The following is a 21,691-nucleotide window of genomic DNA, read 5'->3' as shown; positions in this document are numbered from 1 at the left end:
ATAAATTTAGCAATTTAAAAATTATGTCAAAAAAAAGAGCTCCTAAGCTTTTTATTTTCTAAGGTATAAAACTCCAAGGCTATATACAATAACTGCAGTTTAGGCTGTTAGCTATCATATTTAATTGGTCTAAAAATACTACCATGGATAAATTGTTGTACAAACTCATTGCTACAATTTTTAAGATCCTGTGTTTTACCATGCCAAATTATCTTGCCTTTGTAGAGTATAACAGTGTTATTAGCAATTTTATAAACACTGTTTATATCATGAGTAATAATAATAGTAGTTGATTTTAATGTTTTTTGTATTTTTTCAATTAGATTATTAATTATATTAGTCATGACTGGATCTAATCCTGTAGTAGGTTCGTCTAAAAAAATTATTTTAGGATTAGTGCAAATTGTTCTTGCAAAAGAAACACGTTTTTGCATACCTCCTGATAGCTGTGAGGGATACAGATTTACTATATCTTCAGATAATTCAACTAATTTTAATTTTTCAATCGCAAGTTGCCTTTTTTCTGACTTGGATAATTTATATAATCTTTGAGCATAAAATGTAATGTTATCTTCTACTGATAATGAATCAAATAATGCATTACCTTGAAATAGAAAACCACAACTTGGCATTAGTTTAAATTTTTGGTTTATAGATAATTTAGTTATATCGTGACCGTCAACAATAATTTCTCCAGCATCTGGTCGAATCAAGCCAATTATCATTTTAATTAATATTGACTTCCCAGAACCAGATCTTCCTAAAATAGCTGTAGATTGCTTGGTTTTAAATTCCAAGTTTATATTATTTAGGACTACTTTTGATTCAAATATCTTGGAAAGATTTTTAATTATTATACTCATGTAGATTTTATAATATAGTTTATGATACGTATTGAGAAATAAACAATTCTGTCATTATATAATTACTGAGTAGTATTAATATAGATGAATGAACTACTCCATGAGTTGTAGCTATTCCCACGCCTTTTGCACCTTTGCTACAATAGTATCCATGAAAGCAGCTTGTTATTCCGATAATAACACCAAATACAAGCGCTTTAATCAATCCAGAAATTACATCAGTTAAAGTTAAGTGATAAATTGTACTTTGAATATATTCATAACTATTAAAGTTAAGTCTATATACTGCAACTAAGTATCCACCAAATACTCCAATAACGTCACTAGTTAATAAAAGAAGTGGTAATGATAACATTGTAGCTATTAACCGTGGAGTAACTAAATATTTTATTGGATCAGTAGCTAGTGTAAATAATGCGTCTATTTGCTCAGTTACTCTCATAGTTCCTATTTCTGCTACTATGGAAGCTCCTATTCTTCCTACTACCATTAGACCTACTATTACAGGCCCTAATTCTCTAGTAATTGATGTTACTATTATCATTGGTATAGCATGTATGGCAGAAGAACGAACGCCTTCATATGTTTGTAGTGCTAATACTGCCCCAGAAAATATAGATGTTATTGCTACTATTGGTAAAGAGTAGAATCCAATATTAATGATTGCTTGTATTGTAATATTATAATAGTAAGGTGGTGTAAAAATTCCTTTTATAGCTGTAAAGAAAAATTTTTGAAATAGAATTATATTATTAAATATTTTAATGGTTCTTTTCCCAATTATATTTAAGATAAACATTATGCTCATCATTTTTTTAGATTATAGTATTTAAAACTGGCATAGATGATATAAATGAAACTTGAAAAAAGCAATACTCATTTGCATGTTAAAAAATCAAGTAACTGTGTAATAATACATAAAATACAAATTAGAGAGTATATAAATCAAGGTTTAGGTATTGCAGAAGTGATAGAAGATACTATATATAAGTTTTTGAACAAATTAGTACCTGTTAAAGAAAGATATAACAACACTATATTTTGTCTATGATTTTGTTAAAAGTAGTAATTAATGGATTAATAATTCATATGTATCTAAATAATACCAGAAAGCATATATCTGGAATAAGATATTCACAGATTTTAACAATCGTATCTTAATCCAAAACTTTGGTATAAAATATTCTTTTGCTCTTTGCAAACCATTTTATTAAGCTGTTTTTTTTATAATTTGCCTCTCTAAGCCTTCTACCTGTCCAATTTCTAATTCAAAGCCTGTGGGATACAATGTCTTCTATACTCTGTATTTACAGTTTCTTATCTCATTTGCTTATTATTACAATGATCTTAGCTAATCACGTAAAATTATTCAATTTCTATCTTGTGACTATATGTACTAGAGGTATTCATATGCAGTATTTCAACTTAAACTTGCATTTTTTTTCTAAATATATATTATTATTTTATTAGTTCAGGAAGTTTCAAATGATGAATAATCAGATCATAGAAAGCGTATTAGCTAAGCAACTATTTGAAGATTTAGCACTTGTAGGTCTATCGAAAGCTACAAATGAAAATATTCTATTTTTAAGTAAAAATCTTGCTAAAACCTTAAATAGTATTTCTGAAAATCCTTCCACATTGAGTCTAGAAGAATACCAAAAATGTTTTTCTGATTTAAATGATCAGGACTTAAAAAAAGTATTGAAAGTACTGAAAGATATATTTGCAGAAGATGAGCATGAAGAGTTAAGAGAAATTATTGAGTTACCACTTTTAGATAGAATAACTGCAAAATCTAAAATCGAACGTACAAAAGAATTAAGTAATCAACAAGCAAGAAAATTTAACAGTAGTATTATTGAAGAACTACTGCGTGATAAAAACGTTTCTAAACAGAGTGAATTCTCTCAAATAGGAGCTAAGCAACTTGGAGTATCTGCAGGATATGTTGCTAATGAAAAATTAAGTAGTAATACTTTTCTTCTTAAGAAATTTTATAAAAGCGAAGATAGCATTTCAGCCATAACAGATTTAGCAGAAAGAAAAAAAGCTCAGAACGATAGAAGAGATGCAATACAAGAATTACTAGCTTCTTCTATATACCAGTTATTATTATACAATCGCGCTCCTAAAGAAGCATTAGTAATGCCAGATACAGTTAACTCAGATTTACTTTATATTAGATCTAAATTTTTTGATAATGTAGTACTACTTTCAGAATTTTCTGGCTCAAGAAGTTCTGCCCGTATTAATGCAGAGGCGAAAAATCTACAAATATTAGAAGGATTTGAAAAAATGATTGCCTCTTGTCATATTTTAGGAGAAGCAGATTATCATGCTGGTAATGTAATGGTACAAGATGGCAAAACTGTAGTTAAAATAGACCATGGCAGATCTATGATGCAATTTCATAAAGATTTTGAAAGTGTTGTTAAGTCTACATATAACATTTTTAAACACAGTCTAATAGGCTATAATTCAGCAATACAAGCAGGTAACTTATCTTTTAGTATTGAAAAATATAATTCTGCATTAAACCAAATGCTTGCTCAGCTTAATGAAAACCAAATAGATTCTATAATAGAACAAAAAGCTTTTGAGCTAAAAAAAGCTGGATTTAATCCAAAAGGATTAATTGCTAAGGTTAGGTTTGATGATAAAACATTTATAGATACTACAATTAATGGTTATCAAGACTTTATAAAATTTTATAAAGACAATGTAAAAGAAAATCTTAAAAATATGAAAGGAATAGCACAAACAACTGATATAATAAGTAAGTTTAGTAGTGTATCACCTGAATTTAAACATGGAGGATGGTTAAAAGATTTTGCGATTTCTGAGATTAAAGATCCAGTGGTATATGCGTTCTTTCATAATATTGAAATTGAAGGAAAAAATGCTTTAGAATGGGCTAACTTAAATAAGTATCATGCGGTAGAAAATGTTATTAAAGCAGAAAATTTCTAAAAGATCTTGAAGAAGAATTAGATCCTTTAATTCAAAGACTACAAGATGCTCCCATGAAGAAATTAACTTCAAAAGAAATAAAGAAATTTTATGATTCAGTGTTGACTAATTTGGAACAAAAACAATATTTAACTGAACAAGAAATTAAGAATATACAACAATGTTTAGACTATAAAAAACACATTGAAAGTACTACCGCGTTTATAAAGCTAAAAGTAGGATCTATACCGATAGATGATAAAATGCGTTATAAACTAGCAAAGTTTTGTAAAATAATATCTTTGCCTAATAAAGCAAAATATTTTATTAGCAAAATTACTCCTGAAAGTTTATACACAATACAGCAGCTAAAAAAAGATATTGCAAATAGTTCAAGATTTAAACAAATTCTGTTAAAATCTGGTATAGATTACCAATCAAATTTTCCAAGAACAGATTTAATATCTAAATCTAAAAATTATAGCAATAATCAGAAAGGCAAAACAATTACAAAATTATAAGTTATTGTATTAGTTTAACTTGATATAATAACAGCATATTGGAAATTATTACAACAATAGTAATGTTTAGATTAAGTCATTATCATGTATTTAATGATTTTTTTTATTTTTTATGTATCAATATCCATAGAATTTCAGTTTTAGACTAGGAAGTATTAGGCATAGAGATGTAAATTGTGAATAAACAATAACTTAACAAAGCAATTTACAAATGAGAATCTCTATGGAAGATTAAAAAAATTCGCAAAGAGAGAGAATCTTATAAAAAAAGGAATATACATACTATAACTATGTTTTATTACTGACGGGTGTAGAGTCAACTCAGTAACTTTACTATGTGATGATAATAATACCATTCAAGTAAAATATTATGGTTTTTGGCGCAATAAAATAGCAGTATAAAGATACATTAAGATCAGATTTATATAACTATAAATAGCTCATACAAAAATATTTAAAGTTTTTGCAAGGAGAGGCTGATGATATTATAATACTATTGTTAGAATCTATAAATAAATTATTCTAGCATTCTAGTAGGCTTTATTAGTATAAAGTATCCTGGAAAAAGCGCGAATTATTTTGTTGTTAGTGCTGATATACTGCAAACTAAGATGGAGCAGAAAGGTACTGCATAATTTTTTATTTATGAGCACCGCAAATCAAAAAAATTAGCTTTTTCTCTCAAGAGAAATTAATGTAGTGATAACAATTAGGTTTTTATACTGTGTTATTTTAGGCTATTTTTTCATCTACGATGATTTAGTAATAGCATGTATATTATGCCTTCTTATCTTGCTTGCAGAAGGCATAACCAGTGTTACATATTCGATAATAATTTCAGTGTTATGTATACAGTTACTGCATGGCAGTTTAAGTATTTCATCATTTTTTATAATTTGTATTGTTTGTAAACTACCAAGCTCCATATGCTTAACTCTAAAATTAAAATGAGGAGGAATATTATGAACTGCGGCAGGATAAATAGTCATAAAATAGAAATTACCATTGTTATTTGTTGTAGTCATACCTGAGCCAGTGAAAGTGCTTTCTAAATTGTTACTTATTAAAGATTGATCGATAGCGCTTTTTAGTGGAATATAAGGATATTTACCATTAGCATCTACTTGCCACAAATATACTTTTGCATCTAAAACTGGAACACAATTTTTGTCAACAACTGTGCCTCTTATAATAACTATTTTATCTTTTAATTTATAATTTTGTCCAACGTGCCGCAATAAATTATTGGTACTATTGAAAATACCCGGTTCATAATTATTAGTAACTATTTTTGTAGCTTGGCAGGCATTAATCTTATCATTCACATTAATACGTGAGTTAAGATTAGTATTATTATTTATTTCAATAGGAATTGCTTGAATATTGCAAATTGCTAGATAGCAAAATAAATATAAAATCAGCTGCTTTTTAGGGTTGAGCATATTATAATATATGTAATTTAACCATTTATTAATAAAGAAATCTAGCAATAAAAAAGTACTTTATCATATATATTATGTTCCATCAATCTTTAATTCTAAATATTTAAGAGCATAATGATTTAATTTTTAATCTAAATAATTAGCCTTTTTTTTATATAAATATATTCCTATTAAACTTATAACTGAGCAGCTAGCAATGTAATAAGCTACAGAATGAAGGGACCCTGTAGTTTGTACTAAATATTCAAAAATAATTGGAGCTGTTCCACCAAAAATACTTACTGAAATATTATATGATAAAGATAATGCTGTATTTCTAATATTACTGCAATATAGTGCACTTTGCATAGCTGGCTCTGCTCCTATATATAATGCAGCCAAAATTGCTACTGCGATTTGAGCAAAAATAGCTACATTAAAATTTCCTTGTTCAAGTAATTGAGTTATAAATCCAATGGATAATATTACTGATATAATAATTGTTGTGTATAATTTTTTTGCTCCTATTCTATCATATAGCCATCCACTAAGAAGTGTAACTACAGCCATGATTATACAACAAAATTTGTTTAGGTAATCAATTTCTGTTTTGTCAAATCCTTTACTAAATTCTAAGTAGTGTATCAAATAAGCTGCTTCAAAGTAAAATATCACTGAACCAGTAGAGTTAATCATAATGGAGATTAATATATCTCGCCAATGTGATCTTAAAGTTTTTCTAAAAGGAGATTTTTCAATTTTATTAGTGGTTTGCATTTGCTTAAATATTGGAGTATCCTGAATAGCATATTTAATATATATACCTAGCAAAATTATTGGAGAGCCAAGTAAAAATGGAATGCGCCATCCCCAATTATTAAACTGTTCTGAAGTAAGGTTTGCTTTCATTAAGTATGATGTTAATAATCCTAGAAATATACCAATGCATAAACTAAACATCAACAAGCTACCAAGCAGTCCATGATTTTTTTTATTACTGTTTTCAATTAAAAATGATACTGAACCTGTTAAATTACCTCCGACAGATAATCCTTGTAATAATCTAGTTATAGTAATAATAATAGTAGCACTAACACCTATTGATTGATATGTAGGCAAAATGCCAATTATTGTTGTTGGTAAAGAAATGCATATAACTGACATTGCTACTGCTTCCTTTCTACCAAATTTATCTCCTATAATACCAAAAAATATGCCTCCAATTGGCCTAACTAAATATCCAACTGCAAAAACCAGCAATGCTTCTAATAAAGTAGCTGACTGATTAGCTTTTGGAAAAAAATTATTAGCAATTGTAACAGCAAAATGAATGGATAATGTGTAGTCATACCATTCAAAAATAGTAGCAATACAGCTACTTAAAATAATCTTGTAATTTTTACTTAGCATTTCAAAATTAGAATTTTGAGCATATCTTGATATTGTTTTTTTCAGTATAAAATATAAAAGTGGTTGAAAATATTAAAACGACTCCTCCAAGCCAAATATAATGGCTTACTGTTTCGTTAAAGAATAAGAATCCAGCTATGGCAGCAAGTACTAATTCTATGTAACGATAAGGAGCAACAGCGCTGCTATCAACTAAACTAAAAGATTTAAGAAGAAAATAGAGAATTAAATTAGCGCTGCTGCCTAAAACAAAAATTAACGATAGATCAATATAATTCAGAGATCTCCATGAGTGATATGTAAATGGTAATGCTACAATAGTTGAAAAGAAAGAGGAATAGAATAACATTGAAATCATTGATTCACTATTAACAAATTTTTTATTAATAATATCAAGTGTAGAGAAAATAAAAGCTGATAATAACAAAACTATCATTCTAATATCAAATACTGTTTTAGTTGGATACATAGCAATTATTACGCCTATAAATCCTAATATAGTTGCAACCCATCTATACCATTTAACATCTTCATTGAGTACTAAGTTAGCTAAAATTAGTGTAATTGCAGGAATAGAAAAAGATATAATTGTCATAGAAGCTACAGAGGTAATTGTTAGCCCATATACCCATGTTGATAGAGCAAAAAATAATAATATCCCTCTTAAAAAATGTATTTTTAATTTTTTAGTTTTAAGGGTTTTTATGCCACTAAATAATATAAATGGTATCAGTGTTAGAGTACTTCCTAAAGATCTGAGAAATGATATTTGAGTAAAGCTAAATTCTAATCCTATTTTTTTTGATATTATATCATTTAATACACTGCTTAATAATGCTAATAAAAACCAGCTAACTCCTTTAAAATAATTACTTAAGTTAGAATTCATAATTTTGATTTATAAATACATATTTATTTAACTTATCTAGGTTTTATATATCAAAATTAACTTCTATAAAGCAAAATTTTATTTTTAATGTACATAAAAAAGTTATTTTATAGTAATTTTCTAGATAATTTTATCAATCACAAAATTATAGCTTGACACAATGCTAGTAAGTGCTAGTATTTAATGAATTCAGGTATATAAATGGTTAAATATTCAAGGTCAGCATGTCAAGAGTATGTGAATTAACAGGTATAGCTGTGCAATCAGGTAATAATGTATCTCATTCTCAAAGAAAAACTAAGCGTAAATTTTTACCTAATTTACAGAATGTATCTTTATTTAGCGATATTTTAAAAAAAACATTTAAATTTAAAGTTGCCGCTAGAGCAATGAGGACTCTGGATAAGGTAGGAGGGTTGGATTGTTATCTTTTATCTACTAGTGATAAAGTTTTATCTAAGTCAGCTCTTGCAATAAAGAATATTATTAAAAATAACAACAGTTAAATTTATGAAAAAGAATATTCATCCTACTTATAAGAGATTGTTAGTTAAAATTAATGGTGATACTTTTGAAACTATGTCAACATACCCTGGTGATGAATTTTTAATGGATGTAGATTATAGAACCCATCCAGCATGGACCGGAAAAGGCAGAAATATATTTGATACATCTAATAAAGTTGTTAATGAATTTAATAGTAAGTTTCCAGGATTATTTACTCCTAAAAAATAGTTGCTTTTAGTATCATATTATTATACACTGCACTGTAGCATTAGCTTTGCAAGTTTAGGCTGAATGCATATACTAAGTTTTTTTTAGCGCGGAGTGGAGCAGTGGTAGCTCGTCAGGCTCATAACCTGAAGGTCATAGGTTCAAGTCCTATCTCCGCAACCAATTTTTCTTTAAACATAAAATTTAGCAGTACTTTAGTTTTAAATGTAAATATCAATTAAGGCAATTTGTATTGTTAAGCAGAAATAATATTAACTAGGAGTAAAAATGTCTAAAAAAGCTAAAACGGCATCTAGGAATAATCCAACTGTTCGTGAAGTAGCAAAGGAGTATTTTTATAATAAACAAAAAATTAAGCCTGTAAAATTAATAACTTCGTCGAGTTCTTTTTTAGCAGCTGAGTACGAAGATACTGGTGAGGTAGTGTTAGGACCAAGTGGTCAGCCAATTACTTGGCAACAGGCCGCATTGTCTATTGATTAATTAGATAAGCAATTAGATTTTTCTAAAAAAATCATAAGAAATCTTATCATATTTAAGTATCTATATTTTAAAAAATTTTGATCTATTAGATAATATCTTAGAAAAGGCTAGTTATGAAAATTTCGCCTAAGCTTCTCAAAATTTTAGTATGCCCAGTTACTAAAACTCGGTTATTTTATGATGAAAAAAATAATATTTTAATAAGTAGCGAGGCTAGCTTAGCTTATCCCATTAAAAATGGGATACCAATATTATTGCCAGATCAAGCTATAAAAATCAATTGAGAAGTGTTTAAAAACCATAATACTGTCTAAGTAGCAAAAATTTAACAAATTTTTTCTTTTAATTATAGAATACTAAAGTTGAAATATTTAAAATTATAAAGTTTAATAATGCAAAAAACTTAGATATTAGAATATATAAATACAACTCCTCATTTATTAGCATTTTCTTTTAAGAATTTAATTACATCTGCTATATTTTTAGCATCAGAAAACCCAATAAATGACATTCTAGTGCCTGGTATGTATTTAATTGGTTTATGTAAATACAAAAATAGTGATCTTTCATCCCAGCTTCCATTTTGAGCAATCATTGCAGCAGAATAATTATAATTTGGATGACTAGCTTTAATTCTGTTTACAACATTATATAAATTAGGACCAACTCTGTTAGCTCCATCTTTATTGCTAGTATGGCAGGAAGAGCATTTTTGCTTAAAAAGCTTACTTCCAGAATCTGAGCTGGCATTTTTTATTAATTGAGCGATTGTTTGTTCGTTAAAATCAAATATAGAATCCTTAACTGATTTGCTAGAATTATCTTGTTGAGTATTTGTAATAGTAACAGAATAACCACGCTTAGCTGAAGTTAGAAGTGGCTCATACAAAGCGTCAGTTAATATAGTTACTGACATTATTATTACTCCTGTTAATAAAATAGATGCAGCTACTTTATTTAATTCAAAGCCATCCATACTTAAATTATTTTACTTTAAAATATAATCCTTAATCTGTAAAAATTATTTTACTAGTATAAATTAAATTGTTCTTGTAACTAAGTTGATTTTCACTAGTTAGCATAATGATGCATGTTATTAATATGCAACTTATGTTACAATGAATTATATATTCTTGACAATGCAGCATAATTTATTAAAGTATATATAGCAAATTTAAATTAAATTCTAGCAAAACCATCTTACTTAATTGCATCTACATTAGTATTATGGTTTCATAGTAGGTTTTATAGCATTCATAGGCAGGGTATCAGTATGGATATGTTTATATTAGTGGTATTAATCATATTAATTATTATATTTTTTAATACATTTAAAATTGTACCTCAACAGCAAGCTTGGGTAGTAGAAAGATTAGGTAAGATGTATCGAGTCTTACCTGCCGGATTAAACTTTATCATACCAGTAATAGATAGAGTGGCATATAAGCACACTTTAAAGGAGCGAGTAATTGATATTAATGCTCAAACAGCTATTTCTAATGATAACGTTACCTTATCTATTGATGGAGTGCTATATGTTAAAATCGAAGATCCGATAGCAGCTTCTTATGGAGTTAGTGATCCATATTATGCTATTATTCAATTAGCTCAAACTACTATGCGTTCTGAAATAGGAAAGATTACACTAGACAAAACTTTTGAAGAACGTGAAAATTTAAATATAGCTATTGTAACAGCTATCAATCATGCAGCTGCAAACTGGGGAATTCAGTGTATGAGGTATGAGATTAAAGATATTAATCCTCCACAGTCTGTTGTAAAAGCAATGGAGCTTCAGGTAGCAGCAGAAAGACAAAAACGTGCACAAGTACTTGAATCAGAAGGAAAGCGCCAGTCACAAATTAACCTAGCAGAAGCGGGAAAAGCTGAGGTAGTGCTTAGTTCTGAAGCTGCTAAAATCGATCAAGCTAACAGAGCTGCAGGTGAAGCTGAAGCCATATTATTAGTAGCAAAAGCTACATCAGAAGGAATAGAACAGCTTGCAAGAGCGATAAATAATAATGGAGGAAGTGAAGCAGTATCACTACGTATTGCAGAACAGTATATTGATGCTTTATCTAAAATAGCTAAAGAAACTAATACAGTAATTATACCATCAAATCTTAATGATAGTGGTTCAATAGTTACTCAGGCTTTATCGATTTTTGATGCAATAAATCTTTCGAAGTCAAAAAAGACTACAAGTGCAAAATAGCGTACATTATATGATGCATAAAAATACTAACATGCAGTATTACATATAACGTTTCAGAGTTAGTGGTCAAATTTTTTAATAAGGTTTTTATTTTTAATCTTTAATATTTATTAAAAATCAAAGAATATATGAACAAAAAATAATAAAATGTTTATTTCTAATAAAGCATTAAATAACTGTTTCTCTAACGTCTTTTTAGTTAGTTACATTGGTTTTTAAAATATCCATATGTTCCTTTTAAACATATAAAATACAGTTCAATATAGAATGCTTTCGTTATATACTATCTTCCTTATTTACTTATTGCTTTAAGCATACTAAGCATTCTATTAATTCTGAATTTCTAATCCAAAACTTGATGTTTAAAAGTAGCATGGTATAACGACAAAGATGTACTAAAATCATACTAGCATAAGCCTATTTTCCTGAGAGAGCTACTATGTAGCCTAAAATCTTGTGATAGTATGCACTAACTATTATATCTAGTGTTATTATTTATACCAGTAATTAAGTCTTTTATTACGAATTGTACTTCTTCTCTACCATGCCAATAGTTAACCTTAATATTGCCTATTAAATCAACTGGTTCAGTATAACTATTTAACAAGGCATCAAATAGCTGAGCTCTGGGATTAAAAGCAATTGCTTTAGTTGTTTTAACAGTATTAATATTTCCCCACTCAGATAAAGTACAATGAACATATTTGTTAGACAATGAATTTACATACTTTAATTTAATACTAGTTAATTTAAATATCGGTTCTGGATTACCATTACCAAATGGTGCAAGCTTTTGAATTTCATGAACAGTGTTAATATTTAAACTAGCAAGTGAAAGATCTATAACATAATTCTTAGTGTTACAACTAGTTAAATTCTGTATAGCTAAAGCTAATTTCTGATTTAAAAAATTTTTCAAATCATTAATCAAATGGCGTTCAATAGTAAATCCAGCTGCCATAGCATGTCCCCCTCCAGTAATTAATAATCCTTGTAACTTTGCTTCAGCAATTTTACTACCAATATCTATACCTTTAATTGATCTGCATGATGCATGCCCTATGTTATTATTCAAACTTATAACTACTGTTGGTTTTTGAAATAAATCTTTTAATCTACTAGCAATAATGCCAATAACTCCAGGATGCCAATTATTTTTAGCAACAACAATGATATTGTTGCTTGTTTGTTCAAGGGCTATAGAAACTGCTTCTTCAAGCATTATTTTTTCTATTAATTTTCGTTCTGAATTATAACTTTCTAATTCAGAAGCAATATTATACGCTTCTATTTGACATTTGGTAGATAATAATTTACTGCCTAAGTATGATTTTCCAATACGACCACCTGCATTTATTCTAGGCCCTAAAACAAATCCTAAATAGTAACAATCAGAAGAAAATTTTGCTTCACTTAAGTAACTTAAAGCCTTTATGCCAATATTTTGCTGTTGAGCAATGACCTCTAGCCCTTTAGATACAAATGCTCTATTTAAGCCAACTAGTGCCATAACATCACAAACTGTTCCAAGTGCTACTAAGTCTAAATATTTAATTAGACTCGGTTCAGATTTATTAATAAAATATTGTTGCTTACGCAATACAGACCTAAGAGCAATTAAAAATAAAAATGATACTCCAACTGCAGCAAGATAGTTATATGTACTTGTTTCATCTAACCTATTAGGATTTACTATTGCTACAGCATTAGGCAACTGCTCAACGCTTAAATGATGATCAATCACAATAACGTCTATACACTGTTTTTTAGCTTCAGCTAATGCTTCATAAGCACTAGTACCACAATCAACAGTAATAATTAAATTAACATTAGCAGATTTAAGCTTTTTCATAGCAGAAACTGATGGACCATAACCTTCAGTAAGCCTTTCAGGTATATATATAGTAGGTTCTATTTCCAATTCACAAAAATAGTTCTTTAATAAAGCGGCAGAAGTAGCTCCATCGACGTCATAATCTCCTAAAATACATATATGCTCCTGCTGATTAATTGCTTGAATAACTCTATTAACAGCTTTATCCATATCAATTAGATGAAAAGGATCAGGTAAATATTCTTTAAGAGAAGGAGTTAAAAAATGTTCTATCTGTTCTAGATCAATGTTTTGAGCATATAATAATCTTGCTAAAAAATCACTTACTCCATGTTTTTGTCTAATGGTTTCTATGATATATTCATTAAACTCAGTTTTATTCCAATAATTATCTAATACCGATTTTTTATTCTCAGATTTCATAATTTATGATTTTTTAAAATTAAATTGATTTTTAGAATTTTGCATTCGTTTTAAAACTCCTTCAAGAATTATACTTGCAGCAACTCTATCATCTAAGGCATTACGAATTTTGCGTTTAATATTTTGTATTTTAAGCAAATTATTTGCAGCTTTAGATGTTAGTCTTTCATCGTATAAAAATATTGGTAGTAATAATTTATCAGCTAACTTATTAGCAAAGATCTCTACTTTATGAGTTTGAGGTGTTGCAATACCATTTAGCTTAAATGGTAGCCCAATAACTATAGCTCCAATATTATTGGTATTAGCAAGTTCTTGTATTTTATCAAAATTATTCTGCTGTTGAGTAACAAATATAGTTTCTAATGGCATTGCAACAGTATGCTCAACATTAGATATAGCAACTCCTATTTTTTTTTCACCAAAATCTATACCTAAGATCTGCTTTTTGCTATCAACAGCTTCAAGAAACTTAATTATATTATCAATAATCATATTTTTTCTTGCTGTATTAGACTGGCCATTGCAATAAAATTACACCAGATTTGTATATAACCACTAATCCATAAGTATTTTGAGTTAATAGCAATAGTAATAATAGCTATTAATATTGCTGGAGCTGAGGAAAAAGCTCCAAGCCTACAAATATCTTGAAAAGAACATCGTTGTAGAAAAAAGTTAATCAGAGTACCAATAGTTACAATTATTATAATTTTTTTTAATGCTATAAATACTAAAAAACCTAGCGCAACTAATGGACATAACATTAGAATACATACTAAGATTATATTATATTTTTTTTGTAAAGTTTCTGTTAATAAGTTTTTAATAAAAAAACTATCTATTAGTAACTTTTTATTACCTAAGATTGAGTTATAAAATATTTTAGTAGAATGACCAGTTGCTTGATCTACTATCTGAATATTATTCCTGGCCATAACAATGATAGCATTAGATAGTTCTGCACTAGTCATTTTTGATTCAGGATCAATAGCAATTAATATAGTTTGATTATCATCTACGATCAAATATGGAGTTGGTTCAAATAATGAAATCTGCTGATTTTCATAGTATATCTCCGGCCACTTATTTAGTATACTGTCAATTATTACTCCTGCTTGTGATTCTAATTTATTTTTAGTTAAGTAATCATTAATATCTTTAAACATACTTAACTTAACAAGTAGCCAAAATATTGCCCCTAGGCATACTATTGATATAGTATAACGAAATCCATAACCAGTATATCTTTTTCTAACATTATTAGAAAAATCTAGACTCCAAAATGCCATGTAAAGGTTATATATAATTAGCTTTATTGGGTTTATCATATTGTTAGTTATCATAAGACAATTAGTTTTAAATATATCTTAATATTAAAGATTGTAAGCTTAAAAGTAGTAAATATTAATGAATTAACTTTTACTGCTTTCAGGTGGCATATATCTTTCATCGTGTTTTGCTAACAAATTATCAGCTATAAATAATTTTTGACTCATATATCCTTTGGCTACTACTTCTTGCCCTTCCTTGAATAAAGGAGGTAATATTCCCTTAAAGTAAACTTGCAATTCGCTTGTACCATCAGTAATTATAAACTTATTCTCATTGAATGAAATCTTGCTAACTGATCCATATTTGACTTTACCTCCAACTCTAGCAACTATCCCATCTTTACTTTGTGACAGTATTACTGTAGGAGTATAAAAAAATATTATGTTCTGAGAAAAGGCATATAAAATTAACAATACTCCACAACTAATACTCAAGATAAGAAAACAAATAATTTTAAATCTAGAATTTATTTTACAGTACATTTAGTAGTTTCCAAATATTGGCAAAATGAAATTATAAATAAGGCAGCTAATATTGTTAAACTAATACCATAAGAAGCTAATACATGAATCATAAAATTACAATAAATTGGCACATAATGCTAACAATATATATATTATTCAATAAGCTAACAACATATATTTGATATTCCTAGATGAATACATAAAATGTTTGTATATTAAATAATAAGCGCTAATAACAACAATTTTATTTACTATAAAAGTATTTACTATTAAGGAGCAAATTAATAAATAAATTATTATGAATAAACAGAAATTATACCGTATTACCTATGGTAACAGTAAACCAAGTTTTGATTTAGTAGAAGCAAATATTCCAGTTCCAGAAGACAATGAAATATTAATTAAGCATACTGCTATAGGAATTAATTTTCAAGATTATGAACACTATAAAAAAACTTTGACTCCTATATCTTCTATACCTAACCAAACAGATAGTGGACATAAAGTATATACCAATGTTAGGCAAGTAATTAAATCTTTTCTATGTAGTTCTTTTAAAAATGAGAACAAGGCTAATATAGTAAATAATAATATTGTTATAGATAATAAATTTAGTAATATAGTGCAAATTACACCTGGAATAGAAGCTGTTGGTATAGTGCAAAAAATAGGAAAATTTGTTAAAGATTTTCAAGTAGGACAACGTGTTGGTTATTGCACTGTTACAGATGGGGCATATAGCCAATATAGAACCATAAATTCTAACTATGTTTTTAAGATTCAAGATTCAATATCTGATGAGGCTGCAGCAACAAATTTAGTTAAGGGAATGACTGCGCATTATTTGATGAGAAGAACCTTTTATGTACAACCGAACATGACTATATTAATTCATGCTGCTAGCAGTGCGGTTGGCCAAACAATGCTTAGACTTGCAAAAGAATATAAAGCTATAACAATAGCTACTATAGGCAGTGATGATCAAGAAAAGAAGTCAATTCTTAAAAATCTGAAATGTGATTATATATTAAATTACAACAAATCAGATTGGGTAAAGCAGGTAAAAGAAATTACCAATAATAAAGGAGTAAATGTAGTTTATGATTGCTTAGGTGCACAAACTATTTTAGAATCTGTTAGCTGTTTAATGCCATTTGGGCTAATGGTTCTCTTTGGTCAAATTACAGGTAATGTCAATGTTATCAATCCACAATTACTAACTCAAAAATCTCTATTCTTTACAATGCCACAGTTACAATATTATAAGCAGGATGGAATAGAACTTTTGCTTAGTGCGCTTGAAGTATTTGCTCTGATAGAAAAAGGAGTCTTACCTAAGAAAGCAGATAAAATTTATAAGTTTGATAATATACTACAGGCAATGTATGATATAGAAAATCATAGGAATCCAGGTACTAAAGTTGTTCTGTTATAAGTTTTTTTTATAATTGCGACCAAATTTTAATATTTTACTTAACTTAAGTATTTTTCTATGTTGGTTATAAAAAATTATTCTAAACATGTATTGCAATAAGCAAAGCTAAATTTTATGCAGAGACACTAACTCCCAGCTGAGAAACAGAAATAATCTTTTACAATCAATGCTATTAAATATGAAAATTAAAACCTGCTGTTTTGGTTATATCGAGCAGATACTATATTTTTTAATATAGGATTGATTCCATATAGAACAGGATAACATTTTCCTACAATATTATAGTAACGCTCATTAGTATCAATAATACCGTAAAGAGTAAAGCTTAACGAACTACCTGTAGCTTTTCCTTCATGGATTTGAATTACTCCTTTATCATAATCAAATTTAGTATACATATTAGAGAAATATACAGTATCTTGTAAGGTTACAAAGTTAATTAATCCGTGAATAGAAAAGAGAGAAACTAGCCTTGTTAAAAATGATGTTCTTTTTGTAGTAAAGTTCTTCATTATTAAATTACCAGTAATTTTCTCTTGTAGATTATGAGGTATATTAAGTTGTAAAATTAGTTCTCCCTTAATTATATCTTTGCTAATTTTTAATTCTTGAATTAAATTGCTAGCGTTTGGAGTAGTAAGCTCTAGTTTTGTATAATTATCTGCTGTTGTTAACTCTGCAATTAAATTCTGTCCTCCTATCTTTGCTAGCAACTGCCCAGTCAAGTTATTGTTTTGATTCAACGTTAAATAGAAATCTGTTAGTATTATGTTATCCTTAAGTGCTACTTTATTTACATCAACTATAGTATTGCTGTTGTTGAATGACTGAAAAGGTCTATGACCAATTAAATCTTTTAAGTTAATATCAGATAAATCTAAAATATTTCCCTTGATTTTTGTTATAATTTGGTCATCGATTAAGTTAACTTTCACTATAAGATCATTGTTTGCATATTGAAAAACTGGAAAATTAAATTTAGCAGTTTTATTATCATAGTTTATAATACCCTGAATATTTAAATTATTACTACCATGTAATTGAACAGATAATTGGTATGAATCTGAATTAGAAAATTTAGTTAAAATATGCAATCTAGCCTTTTGACCAGCATTTTTAGTAACTAAATTATCATATATTGTAAAGCCTAAATTAGTTAAATCATCATCAATTGAGATTGTAGAATAATTTGACTTTGACTGAATTTTTAAGTTAACAATTGCGCTACCACCTATAATTTGTAAAAAATCAGCATTGAAATTACTTTGATTATTTACTAAGAGTGCAAGGTTTAAAGCATCGCAGAATTTATTTTCTGTATCGACTAGTGCTTTATAATTAAGATTACAATTCATATTGTTAATTTTGCCATTAGCAACAATCATTACTGTGTGACCATCATAGCCTACTTCCATTAATTCATAGAATAACTTAAATTTTTCTTTTAATTTAAGATGAAAATTGCTAACTTGAGTTTTTACACTGTATTTATTTTTAAATTCTGCTGCTATAGGTATTACAATATTAAACTTTGTTGCTGCTGTTCCATAGGCGTCTGCTAAATTAATCTCTGCAGATCGCATTTTGTCAATAAATTCTGTAGGGATAAAGCCAGTAATTAAATCATGAACACAGCCATTTGCTTTTCCAGTAATGTAGATTTTTGTATTTAGAAATTTTTTCCAATCTAAGTGAATTTGAGTTTCAGTAATGCTAGTTTCTAATAACCTGGCTGTTAAGTTTGTAAAGTATAATTTACTGCCTAAAATTTGAACATTTGATTTAATATCTGTAATTCTAGGAATAACATCATATTTAATTGAGGTATTACTTATTGTCATTTGACCATATAAATTATGGTCTTCAATTATACCATTATTGAAAAATTCGTTTCCTAAGTCAAAACTTATTCTAGCATTTGTAATTTGCCCGTGTTCGATTAAATTGGTAACTTTTTTCCATATGTTGTTGTTAGGAAATAAAAAACTAAATTTTTTACTTATTATTAATGGTAGTGATTGACTTTCTACAGTACCATTACATTGAGTTAGAACTCCATTTAAAAATTTAGTTGCAACATTAATATCCAAAATTAATGACTTGCTTCTTCCATAAAATTTACAAGAATTTGTTATTAATGAATTATTTGAATCGACCTCGAAATTACAGATGTTTGTTTTCACCAAGTTGCTAAAACGAGAGTCCGTTAGATTTAATATGCCACTTTCTATATTTCGAATATTTATAGTGCCTATATATTTTCTATCGTGGCTTTGAGTAGAATGAGCATAATCAGCATCAAATGAAACATTGATTAGTGGGGTATCATTGAAGGTAGAATATAGTTTTACTTTATCTAATACAGCATGAATTGTTATTAACCTATTTGGAATTAAAAAGTCTATAAAGTTAATATTTATTCTTATAGAATTAATATTGATACTGTAATTTTTATAAATATCATAGTTAATATTATGCAATTCAATAGTGCTATTCTTAATACTAATATCTTTACTTAGAGAACTGATACTAATTTTATATCCGTAAATACGAGCAGCATAAACTACTATATACTTGATGCTATGATCAAATATTGTAGTCTTTACTATTAAAACCAATAATATGGTAATAATAATTCCAGATATCCATAAAGCTTTAAATAGTTTTTTCATCTAATTTACGGATTATATTAATTTATATTATAGCAGTAATCCAAGATCGCATAGATTTAATTTTTACTTAAATTAAGTAGTTTTTGAAATTTAATGATATACTACAAGGCTAGTAAAATATTGTTATATGTAGTACTTCAAAATTTATTTATAGATAGAATAAATTTTGAATCAAGTTATTTTGCTTAAATGTTTTAACAATTTTTTAAGCTCATTACTAAGTTCCAAATAACTAGCTTTAATAATATGCCTGTGTGGAATAATTAGATATGCTCTAGATAATAACGAGCTATTAGACCTTTTAGTAATATAGCAATCATTATGCTTGATATAACCTTGAGTTGATAATGTACAAGAAATATCATGAGCATTATTTTTATCCCCAAAATTCTCACTAATCACTTGTCTCATGCAAGCTTTTACTCTACGCTTAATTACATTTCTTATAACAGCAGTGCGGCCACACTTTTTACTAACTTTAAGCCCTAAATAAATTTTCATTGGTAAAAGCTGTAACAGCTTTTGTGTTATCTTTCTCTTCTCATAAACTTCTAGAGCTTTAAAATTATCTTGTAGTGAATGAGATATCAAAATTAGGTTTTTACTAACTATCCTTTGTCCATATTTATTGATAACTTTAAAAGCTAACTGACTTTTAAGTGAATCAATAATTAGCCTTCTACAAATCTCCATTTAGGCTGATAAGATACTTCTGCCTTTCATACGGCGTCTCATTAGAACTCTTCTACCACATACACTAGACATACGCTCTAAAAACCCATGTCTTCTTTTTCTAACTAATTTACTAGGTTGATAAGTACGTTTCATAAATTTAAACAGTAATAAATTTAATTTTTTCTACGTTAGCATAAAATATTAGTCTATGCAATGGTATAAAACTAAATAACACAAGTATTTTATAACTAATATGCCATTAATTATAGTCTTATGTTATAATTTTGTGGTAGTAAATTTTATAATTAACAAACATGTTATAATTTATGATCAATGAATTAAAAGATATTTTAAATACTTTAGCAAAAATATGGAGCTTTCCATTAGTTCACATTAGCCAAGATGCGGATATTTATGTAGGCAATATATTTTTGGCTATAATATTGTTATTAATTGGTATAAGGAACTATAAAAGACTTAAAAAATTTGTTAAAACAGCTATAGTTGATCATATTACCACTGAACTTCATACGGCAAAGGTTTTAGGAAGAATATTTGAGTGGTTAATTTCTGCAATTTATTTAATAACAATCTTGCAAATATCTAATATTCCACTCAGCGCCTTTGCTGTTATTAGTGGGGGAATTGGTATTGGTATTGGTCTTGGAGCAAAAAATTTTTTTAATAATTTTATGAGTAGTGTGATTGTTATGGTTGAACGGCCATTTAAAATTGGTGATATAATCAGCATTGCTGGAGTAAGTGGAGTAGTTAGCTCAATTGGAGGAAGATGTATTACTATTATTAATGAAAACAATGTAAAAGTTTTAATTCCTAATAGTAAAATTATACAAGAGAATTTAGTTAACTGGACTTCAGCTACTCAAATAATAAAATGTAGAGCTGAGGTTAAAATTACTAAGCTAGAAAGTGATAAAGATAATCCAAACTATTGCGAAGATATAATTAAGGCTCTTGAAAAGATTATGAAAGAATCTTCACTTATAATTAATACACATATGCCAAGGGTTTTTTTAACTAATATTGATTCCAACAGTTATATTTATCAACTTGAGTTTTTTTGTAGTATAGTAGATATGTCATCAATTTACATGGTAGAAAATGATATTAGTTGTAGCATTTTTAAACACTTAAAAAGTGAATTTACTATTTCATATCATACTGTACTAAAGTAGTTTTTTAAATAAGTATAATTAAATACTTATTTTAATTAGTCTATAATAGCTTTTTAAATGGTATTATTTATTTCTGATACAATATAAAATTAATTTTGTTTAAATATTAAAGTATTAATTTATTTGACAAATTCAGCAAATTTTGCTATTCACTGTATTAAAGCTTCT

The 21,691-nt window shown here is 27.7% G+C and carries 23 protein-coding genes and 1 tRNA gene; 11 read left to right on the top strand and 13 right to left on the bottom strand.

The genetic code is table 11. The features are described 5' to 3' along the window. Positions 1 to 107: 107 nt before the first annotated feature. Both OCHUTO_RS00300 and OCHUTO_RS00295 read right to left on the bottom strand, forming a co-directional pair. Complete coding sequence (locus tag OCHUTO_RS00300) at positions 108 to 863, bottom strand: ABC transporter ATP-binding protein (RefSeq protein ID WP_045796895.1); 756 nt, start codon at positions 861 to 863, stop codon at positions 108 to 110. 19 nt (positions 864 to 882) lie between these two features. Next, positions 883 to 1,671, bottom strand: coding sequence for an MlaE family ABC transporter permease (locus OCHUTO_RS00295; protein WP_045796910.1), 789 nt, complete (start codon positions 1,669 to 1,671; stop codon positions 883 to 885). A gap of 45 nt (positions 1,672 to 1,716) precedes the next feature. Here OCHUTO_RS00295 and OCHUTO_RS00290 point away from each other — a divergent pair, with 45 nt between their 5' ends. From OCHUTO_RS00290 to OCHUTO_RS06135, 3 genes are all read left to right on the top strand, one after another. Further along, entirely contained in the window at positions 1,717 to 1,914 is a 198-nt protein-coding gene (locus tag OCHUTO_RS00290) for a hypothetical protein (RefSeq protein ID WP_045796894.1), read from the top strand. Between the two features lie 434 nt (positions 1,915 to 2,348). Further along, complete coding sequence (locus OCHUTO_RS00285) at positions 2,349 to 3,836, top strand: hypothetical protein (RefSeq protein WP_232296883.1); 1,488 nt, start codon at positions 2,349 to 2,351, stop codon at positions 3,834 to 3,836. 53 nt (positions 3,837 to 3,889) lie between these two features. Beyond that, complete coding sequence (locus tag OCHUTO_RS06135) at positions 3,890 to 4,336, top strand: hypothetical protein (RefSeq protein ID WP_232296882.1); 447 nt, start codon at positions 3,890 to 3,892, stop codon at positions 4,334 to 4,336. A 749-nt stretch (positions 4,337 to 5,085) separates the two neighbouring features. Here the strand turns inward: OCHUTO_RS06135 and OCHUTO_RS00280 are convergent. The 3 genes from OCHUTO_RS00280 to OCHUTO_RS00270 form a co-directional block, all read right to left on the bottom strand. After that, positions 5,086 to 5,778, bottom strand: a complete 693-nt coding sequence (locus OCHUTO_RS00280; protein ID WP_052694595.1) for a dioxygenase family protein — start codon at positions 5,776 to 5,778, stop codon at positions 5,086 to 5,088. A gap of 126 nt (positions 5,779 to 5,904) precedes the next feature. Continuing rightward, complete coding sequence (locus OCHUTO_RS00275) at positions 5,905 to 7,167, bottom strand: MFS transporter (RefSeq protein ID WP_045796893.1); 1,263 nt, start codon at positions 7,165 to 7,167, stop codon at positions 5,905 to 5,907. Positions 7,168 to 7,174: 7 nt separating this feature from the next. After that, entirely contained in the window at positions 7,175 to 8,056 is an 882-nt protein-coding gene (locus tag OCHUTO_RS00270) for a DMT family transporter (RefSeq protein ID WP_045796892.1), read from the bottom strand. Positions 8,057 to 8,280: 224 nt separating this feature from the next. On the opposite strand from OCHUTO_RS00270, the gene rpmB reads away from it, so the two are divergent. From rpmB to OCHUTO_RS00245, 5 genes are all read left to right on the top strand, one after another. Continuing rightward, positions 8,281 to 8,562, top strand: coding sequence for a 50S ribosomal protein L28 (gene rpmB / locus OCHUTO_RS00265; protein WP_045796891.1), 282 nt, complete (start codon positions 8,281 to 8,283; stop codon positions 8,560 to 8,562). A 4-nt stretch (positions 8,563 to 8,566) separates the two neighbouring features. Continuing rightward, the gene (gene rpmE / locus OCHUTO_RS00260) at positions 8,567 to 8,791 is read left to right on the top strand and encodes a 50S ribosomal protein L31 (protein WP_045796890.1); all 225 of its coding nucleotides are present in this window, start codon (positions 8,567 to 8,569) and stop codon (positions 8,789 to 8,791) included. Between the two features lie 87 nt (positions 8,792 to 8,878). Further along, a tRNA-Met gene (locus OCHUTO_RS00255) sits at positions 8,879 to 8,953 on the top strand. Between the two features lie 105 nt (positions 8,954 to 9,058). Continuing rightward, positions 9,059 to 9,274 (top strand): hypothetical protein, encoded by a 216-nt coding sequence (locus OCHUTO_RS00250; protein ID WP_045796889.1) that lies wholly within the window; start codon positions 9,059 to 9,061, stop codon positions 9,272 to 9,274. Between the two features lie 113 nt (positions 9,275 to 9,387). After that, positions 9,388 to 9,558, top strand: a complete 171-nt coding sequence (locus OCHUTO_RS00245) for a Trm112 family protein (protein WP_045796888.1) — start codon at positions 9,388 to 9,390, stop codon at positions 9,556 to 9,558. Between the two features lie 149 nt (positions 9,559 to 9,707). Here OCHUTO_RS00245 and OCHUTO_RS00240 read toward each other — a convergent pair whose 3' ends face one another. Continuing rightward, the gene (locus tag OCHUTO_RS00240; protein WP_045796887.1) at positions 9,708 to 10,250 is read right to left on the bottom strand and encodes a c-type cytochrome; all 543 of its coding nucleotides are present in this window, start codon (positions 10,248 to 10,250) and stop codon (positions 9,708 to 9,710) included. A gap of 297 nt (positions 10,251 to 10,547) precedes the next feature. On the opposite strand from OCHUTO_RS00240, the gene OCHUTO_RS00235 reads away from it, so the two are divergent. Then, on the top strand, positions 10,548 to 11,489 hold the full coding sequence (locus OCHUTO_RS00235; protein ID WP_045796886.1) for an SPFH domain-containing protein: 942 nt from the start codon (positions 10,548 to 10,550) through the stop codon (positions 11,487 to 11,489). 469 nt (positions 11,490 to 11,958) lie between these two features. Here the strand turns inward: OCHUTO_RS00235 and recJ are convergent, their stop codons facing one another. From recJ to ccmE, 4 genes are all read right to left on the bottom strand, one after another. Then, positions 11,959 to 13,746 (bottom strand): single-stranded-DNA-specific exonuclease RecJ, encoded by a 1,788-nt coding sequence (gene recJ, locus OCHUTO_RS00230; protein WP_045796885.1) that lies wholly within the window; start codon positions 13,744 to 13,746, stop codon positions 11,959 to 11,961. Between the two features lie 3 nt (positions 13,747 to 13,749). Beyond that, entirely contained in the window at positions 13,750 to 14,241 is a 492-nt protein-coding gene (gene ruvX, locus OCHUTO_RS00225; protein WP_045796884.1) for a Holliday junction resolvase RuvX, read from the bottom strand. Next, positions 14,238 to 15,038 carry a DUF1189 family protein gene (locus tag OCHUTO_RS00220; RefSeq protein WP_232296881.1) on the bottom strand — a complete coding sequence of 267 codons (801 nt, stop codon included), beginning with the start codon at positions 15,036 to 15,038 and terminating at the stop codon, positions 14,238 to 14,240. Before OCHUTO_RS00220 ends, ruvX begins: the two co-directional genes overlap by 4 nt. Before the next feature lie 123 nt (positions 15,039 to 15,161). Then, on the bottom strand, positions 15,162 to 15,563 hold the full coding sequence (gene ccmE, locus OCHUTO_RS00215; protein WP_045796883.1) for a cytochrome c maturation protein CcmE: 402 nt from the start codon (positions 15,561 to 15,563) through the stop codon (positions 15,162 to 15,164). 280 nt (positions 15,564 to 15,843) lie between these two features. Here ccmE and OCHUTO_RS00210 point away from each other — a divergent pair, with 280 nt between their 5' ends. After that, entirely contained in the window at positions 15,844 to 16,980 is a 1,137-nt protein-coding gene (locus tag OCHUTO_RS00210) for a zinc-binding dehydrogenase (RefSeq protein WP_045796882.1), read from the top strand. A gap of 185 nt (positions 16,981 to 17,165) precedes the next feature. On the opposite strand, the gene OCHUTO_RS00205 is transcribed toward OCHUTO_RS00210, so the two are convergent. The 3 genes from OCHUTO_RS00205 to rpmH form a co-directional block, all read right to left on the bottom strand. Further along, positions 17,166 to 19,652, bottom strand: a complete 2,487-nt coding sequence (locus OCHUTO_RS00205; RefSeq protein WP_045796881.1) for a hypothetical protein — start codon at positions 19,650 to 19,652, stop codon at positions 17,166 to 17,168. A 171-nt stretch (positions 19,653 to 19,823) separates the two neighbouring features. Then, positions 19,824 to 20,345, bottom strand: a complete 522-nt coding sequence (locus tag OCHUTO_RS00200; protein ID WP_045796880.1) for a ribonuclease P protein component — start codon at positions 20,343 to 20,345, stop codon at positions 19,824 to 19,826. After that, positions 20,346 to 20,480, bottom strand: a complete 135-nt coding sequence (rpmH, locus tag OCHUTO_RS05000; protein WP_084215294.1) for a 50S ribosomal protein L34 — start codon at positions 20,478 to 20,480, stop codon at positions 20,346 to 20,348. It lies immediately after the preceding gene. A 173-nt stretch (positions 20,481 to 20,653) separates the two neighbouring features. On the opposite strand from rpmH, the gene OCHUTO_RS00195 reads away from it, so the two are divergent. Then, positions 20,654 to 21,523 carry a mechanosensitive ion channel family protein gene (locus OCHUTO_RS00195; protein WP_045796879.1) on the top strand — a complete coding sequence of 290 codons (870 nt, stop codon included), beginning with the start codon at positions 20,654 to 20,656 and terminating at the stop codon, positions 21,521 to 21,523. The last annotated feature ends 168 nt before the right edge of the window (positions 21,524 to 21,691 follow it).

The organism is Orientia chuto str. Dubai, assembly GCF_000964595.1.
In the GTDB taxonomy this organism is placed as follows: Bacteria; Pseudomonadota; Alphaproteobacteria; order Rickettsiales; family Rickettsiaceae; genus Orientia; species Orientia mediorientalis.
Note: the sequence above shows the minus strand (reverse complement) of the source record. Positions and strands in the feature narration are given on the sequence as shown.

Excerpts from the sequence above, each read along its gene's own strand:
- OCHUTO_RS00300 (WP_045796895.1), bottom strand. The coding sequence starts at position 863 with ATGAGTATAATAATTAAAAATCTTTCCAAGATATTTGAATCAAAAGTA.
- OCHUTO_RS00295 (WP_045796910.1), bottom strand. The coding sequence starts at position 1,671 with ATGAGCATAATGTTTATCTTAAATATAATTGGGAAAAGAACCATTAAA.
- OCHUTO_RS00290 (WP_045796894.1), top strand. The coding sequence starts at position 1,717 with ATGAAACTTGAAAAAAGCAATACTCATTTGCATGTTAAAAAATCAAGT.
- OCHUTO_RS00285 (WP_232296883.1), top strand. The coding sequence starts at position 2,349 with ATGATGAATAATCAGATCATAGAAAGCGTATTAGCTAAGCAACTATTT.
- OCHUTO_RS06135 (WP_232296882.1), top strand. The coding sequence starts at position 3,890 with ATGAAGAAATTAACTTCAAAAGAAATAAAGAAATTTTATGATTCAGTG.
- OCHUTO_RS00280 (WP_052694595.1), bottom strand. The coding sequence starts at position 5,778 with ATGCTCAACCCTAAAAAGCAGCTGATTTTATATTTATTTTGCTATCTA.
- OCHUTO_RS00275 (WP_045796893.1), bottom strand. The coding sequence starts at position 7,167 with ATGCTAAGTAAAAATTACAAGATTATTTTAAGTAGCTGTATTGCTACT.
- OCHUTO_RS00270 (WP_045796892.1), bottom strand. The coding sequence starts at position 8,056 with ATGAATTCTAACTTAAGTAATTATTTTAAAGGAGTTAGCTGGTTTTTA.
- rpmB (WP_045796891.1), top strand. The coding sequence starts at position 8,281 with ATGTCAAGAGTATGTGAATTAACAGGTATAGCTGTGCAATCAGGTAAT.
- rpmE (WP_045796890.1), top strand. The coding sequence starts at position 8,567 with ATGAAAAAGAATATTCATCCTACTTATAAGAGATTGTTAGTTAAAATT.
- OCHUTO_RS00250 (WP_045796889.1), top strand. The coding sequence starts at position 9,059 with ATGTCTAAAAAAGCTAAAACGGCATCTAGGAATAATCCAACTGTTCGT.
- OCHUTO_RS00245 (WP_045796888.1), top strand. The coding sequence starts at position 9,388 with ATGAAAATTTCGCCTAAGCTTCTCAAAATTTTAGTATGCCCAGTTACT.
- OCHUTO_RS00240 (WP_045796887.1), bottom strand. The coding sequence starts at position 10,250 with ATGGATGGCTTTGAATTAAATAAAGTAGCTGCATCTATTTTATTAACA.
- OCHUTO_RS00235 (WP_045796886.1), top strand. The coding sequence starts at position 10,548 with ATGGATATGTTTATATTAGTGGTATTAATCATATTAATTATTATATTT.
- recJ (WP_045796885.1), bottom strand. The coding sequence starts at position 13,746 with ATGAAATCTGAGAATAAAAAATCGGTATTAGATAATTATTGGAATAAA.
- ruvX (WP_045796884.1), bottom strand. The coding sequence starts at position 14,241 with ATGATTATTGATAATATAATTAAGTTTCTTGAAGCTGTTGATAGCAAA.
- OCHUTO_RS00220 (WP_232296881.1), bottom strand. The coding sequence starts at position 15,038 with ATGGCATTTTGGAGTCTAGATTTTTCTAATAATGTTAGAAAAAGATAT.
- ccmE (WP_045796883.1), bottom strand. The coding sequence starts at position 15,563 with ATGTACTGTAAAATAAATTCTAGATTTAAAATTATTTGTTTTCTTATC.
- OCHUTO_RS00210 (WP_045796882.1), top strand. The coding sequence starts at position 15,844 with ATGAATAAACAGAAATTATACCGTATTACCTATGGTAACAGTAAACCA.
- OCHUTO_RS00205 (WP_045796881.1), bottom strand. The coding sequence starts at position 19,652 with ATGAAAAAACTATTTAAAGCTTTATGGATATCTGGAATTATTATTACC.
- OCHUTO_RS00200 (WP_045796880.1), bottom strand. The coding sequence starts at position 20,345 with ATGGAGATTTGTAGAAGGCTAATTATTGATTCACTTAAAAGTCAGTTA.
- rpmH (WP_084215294.1), bottom strand. The coding sequence starts at position 20,480 with ATGAAACGTACTTATCAACCTAGTAAATTAGTTAGAAAAAGAAGACAT.
- OCHUTO_RS00195 (WP_045796879.1), top strand. The coding sequence starts at position 20,654 with ATGATCAATGAATTAAAAGATATTTTAAATACTTTAGCAAAAATATGG.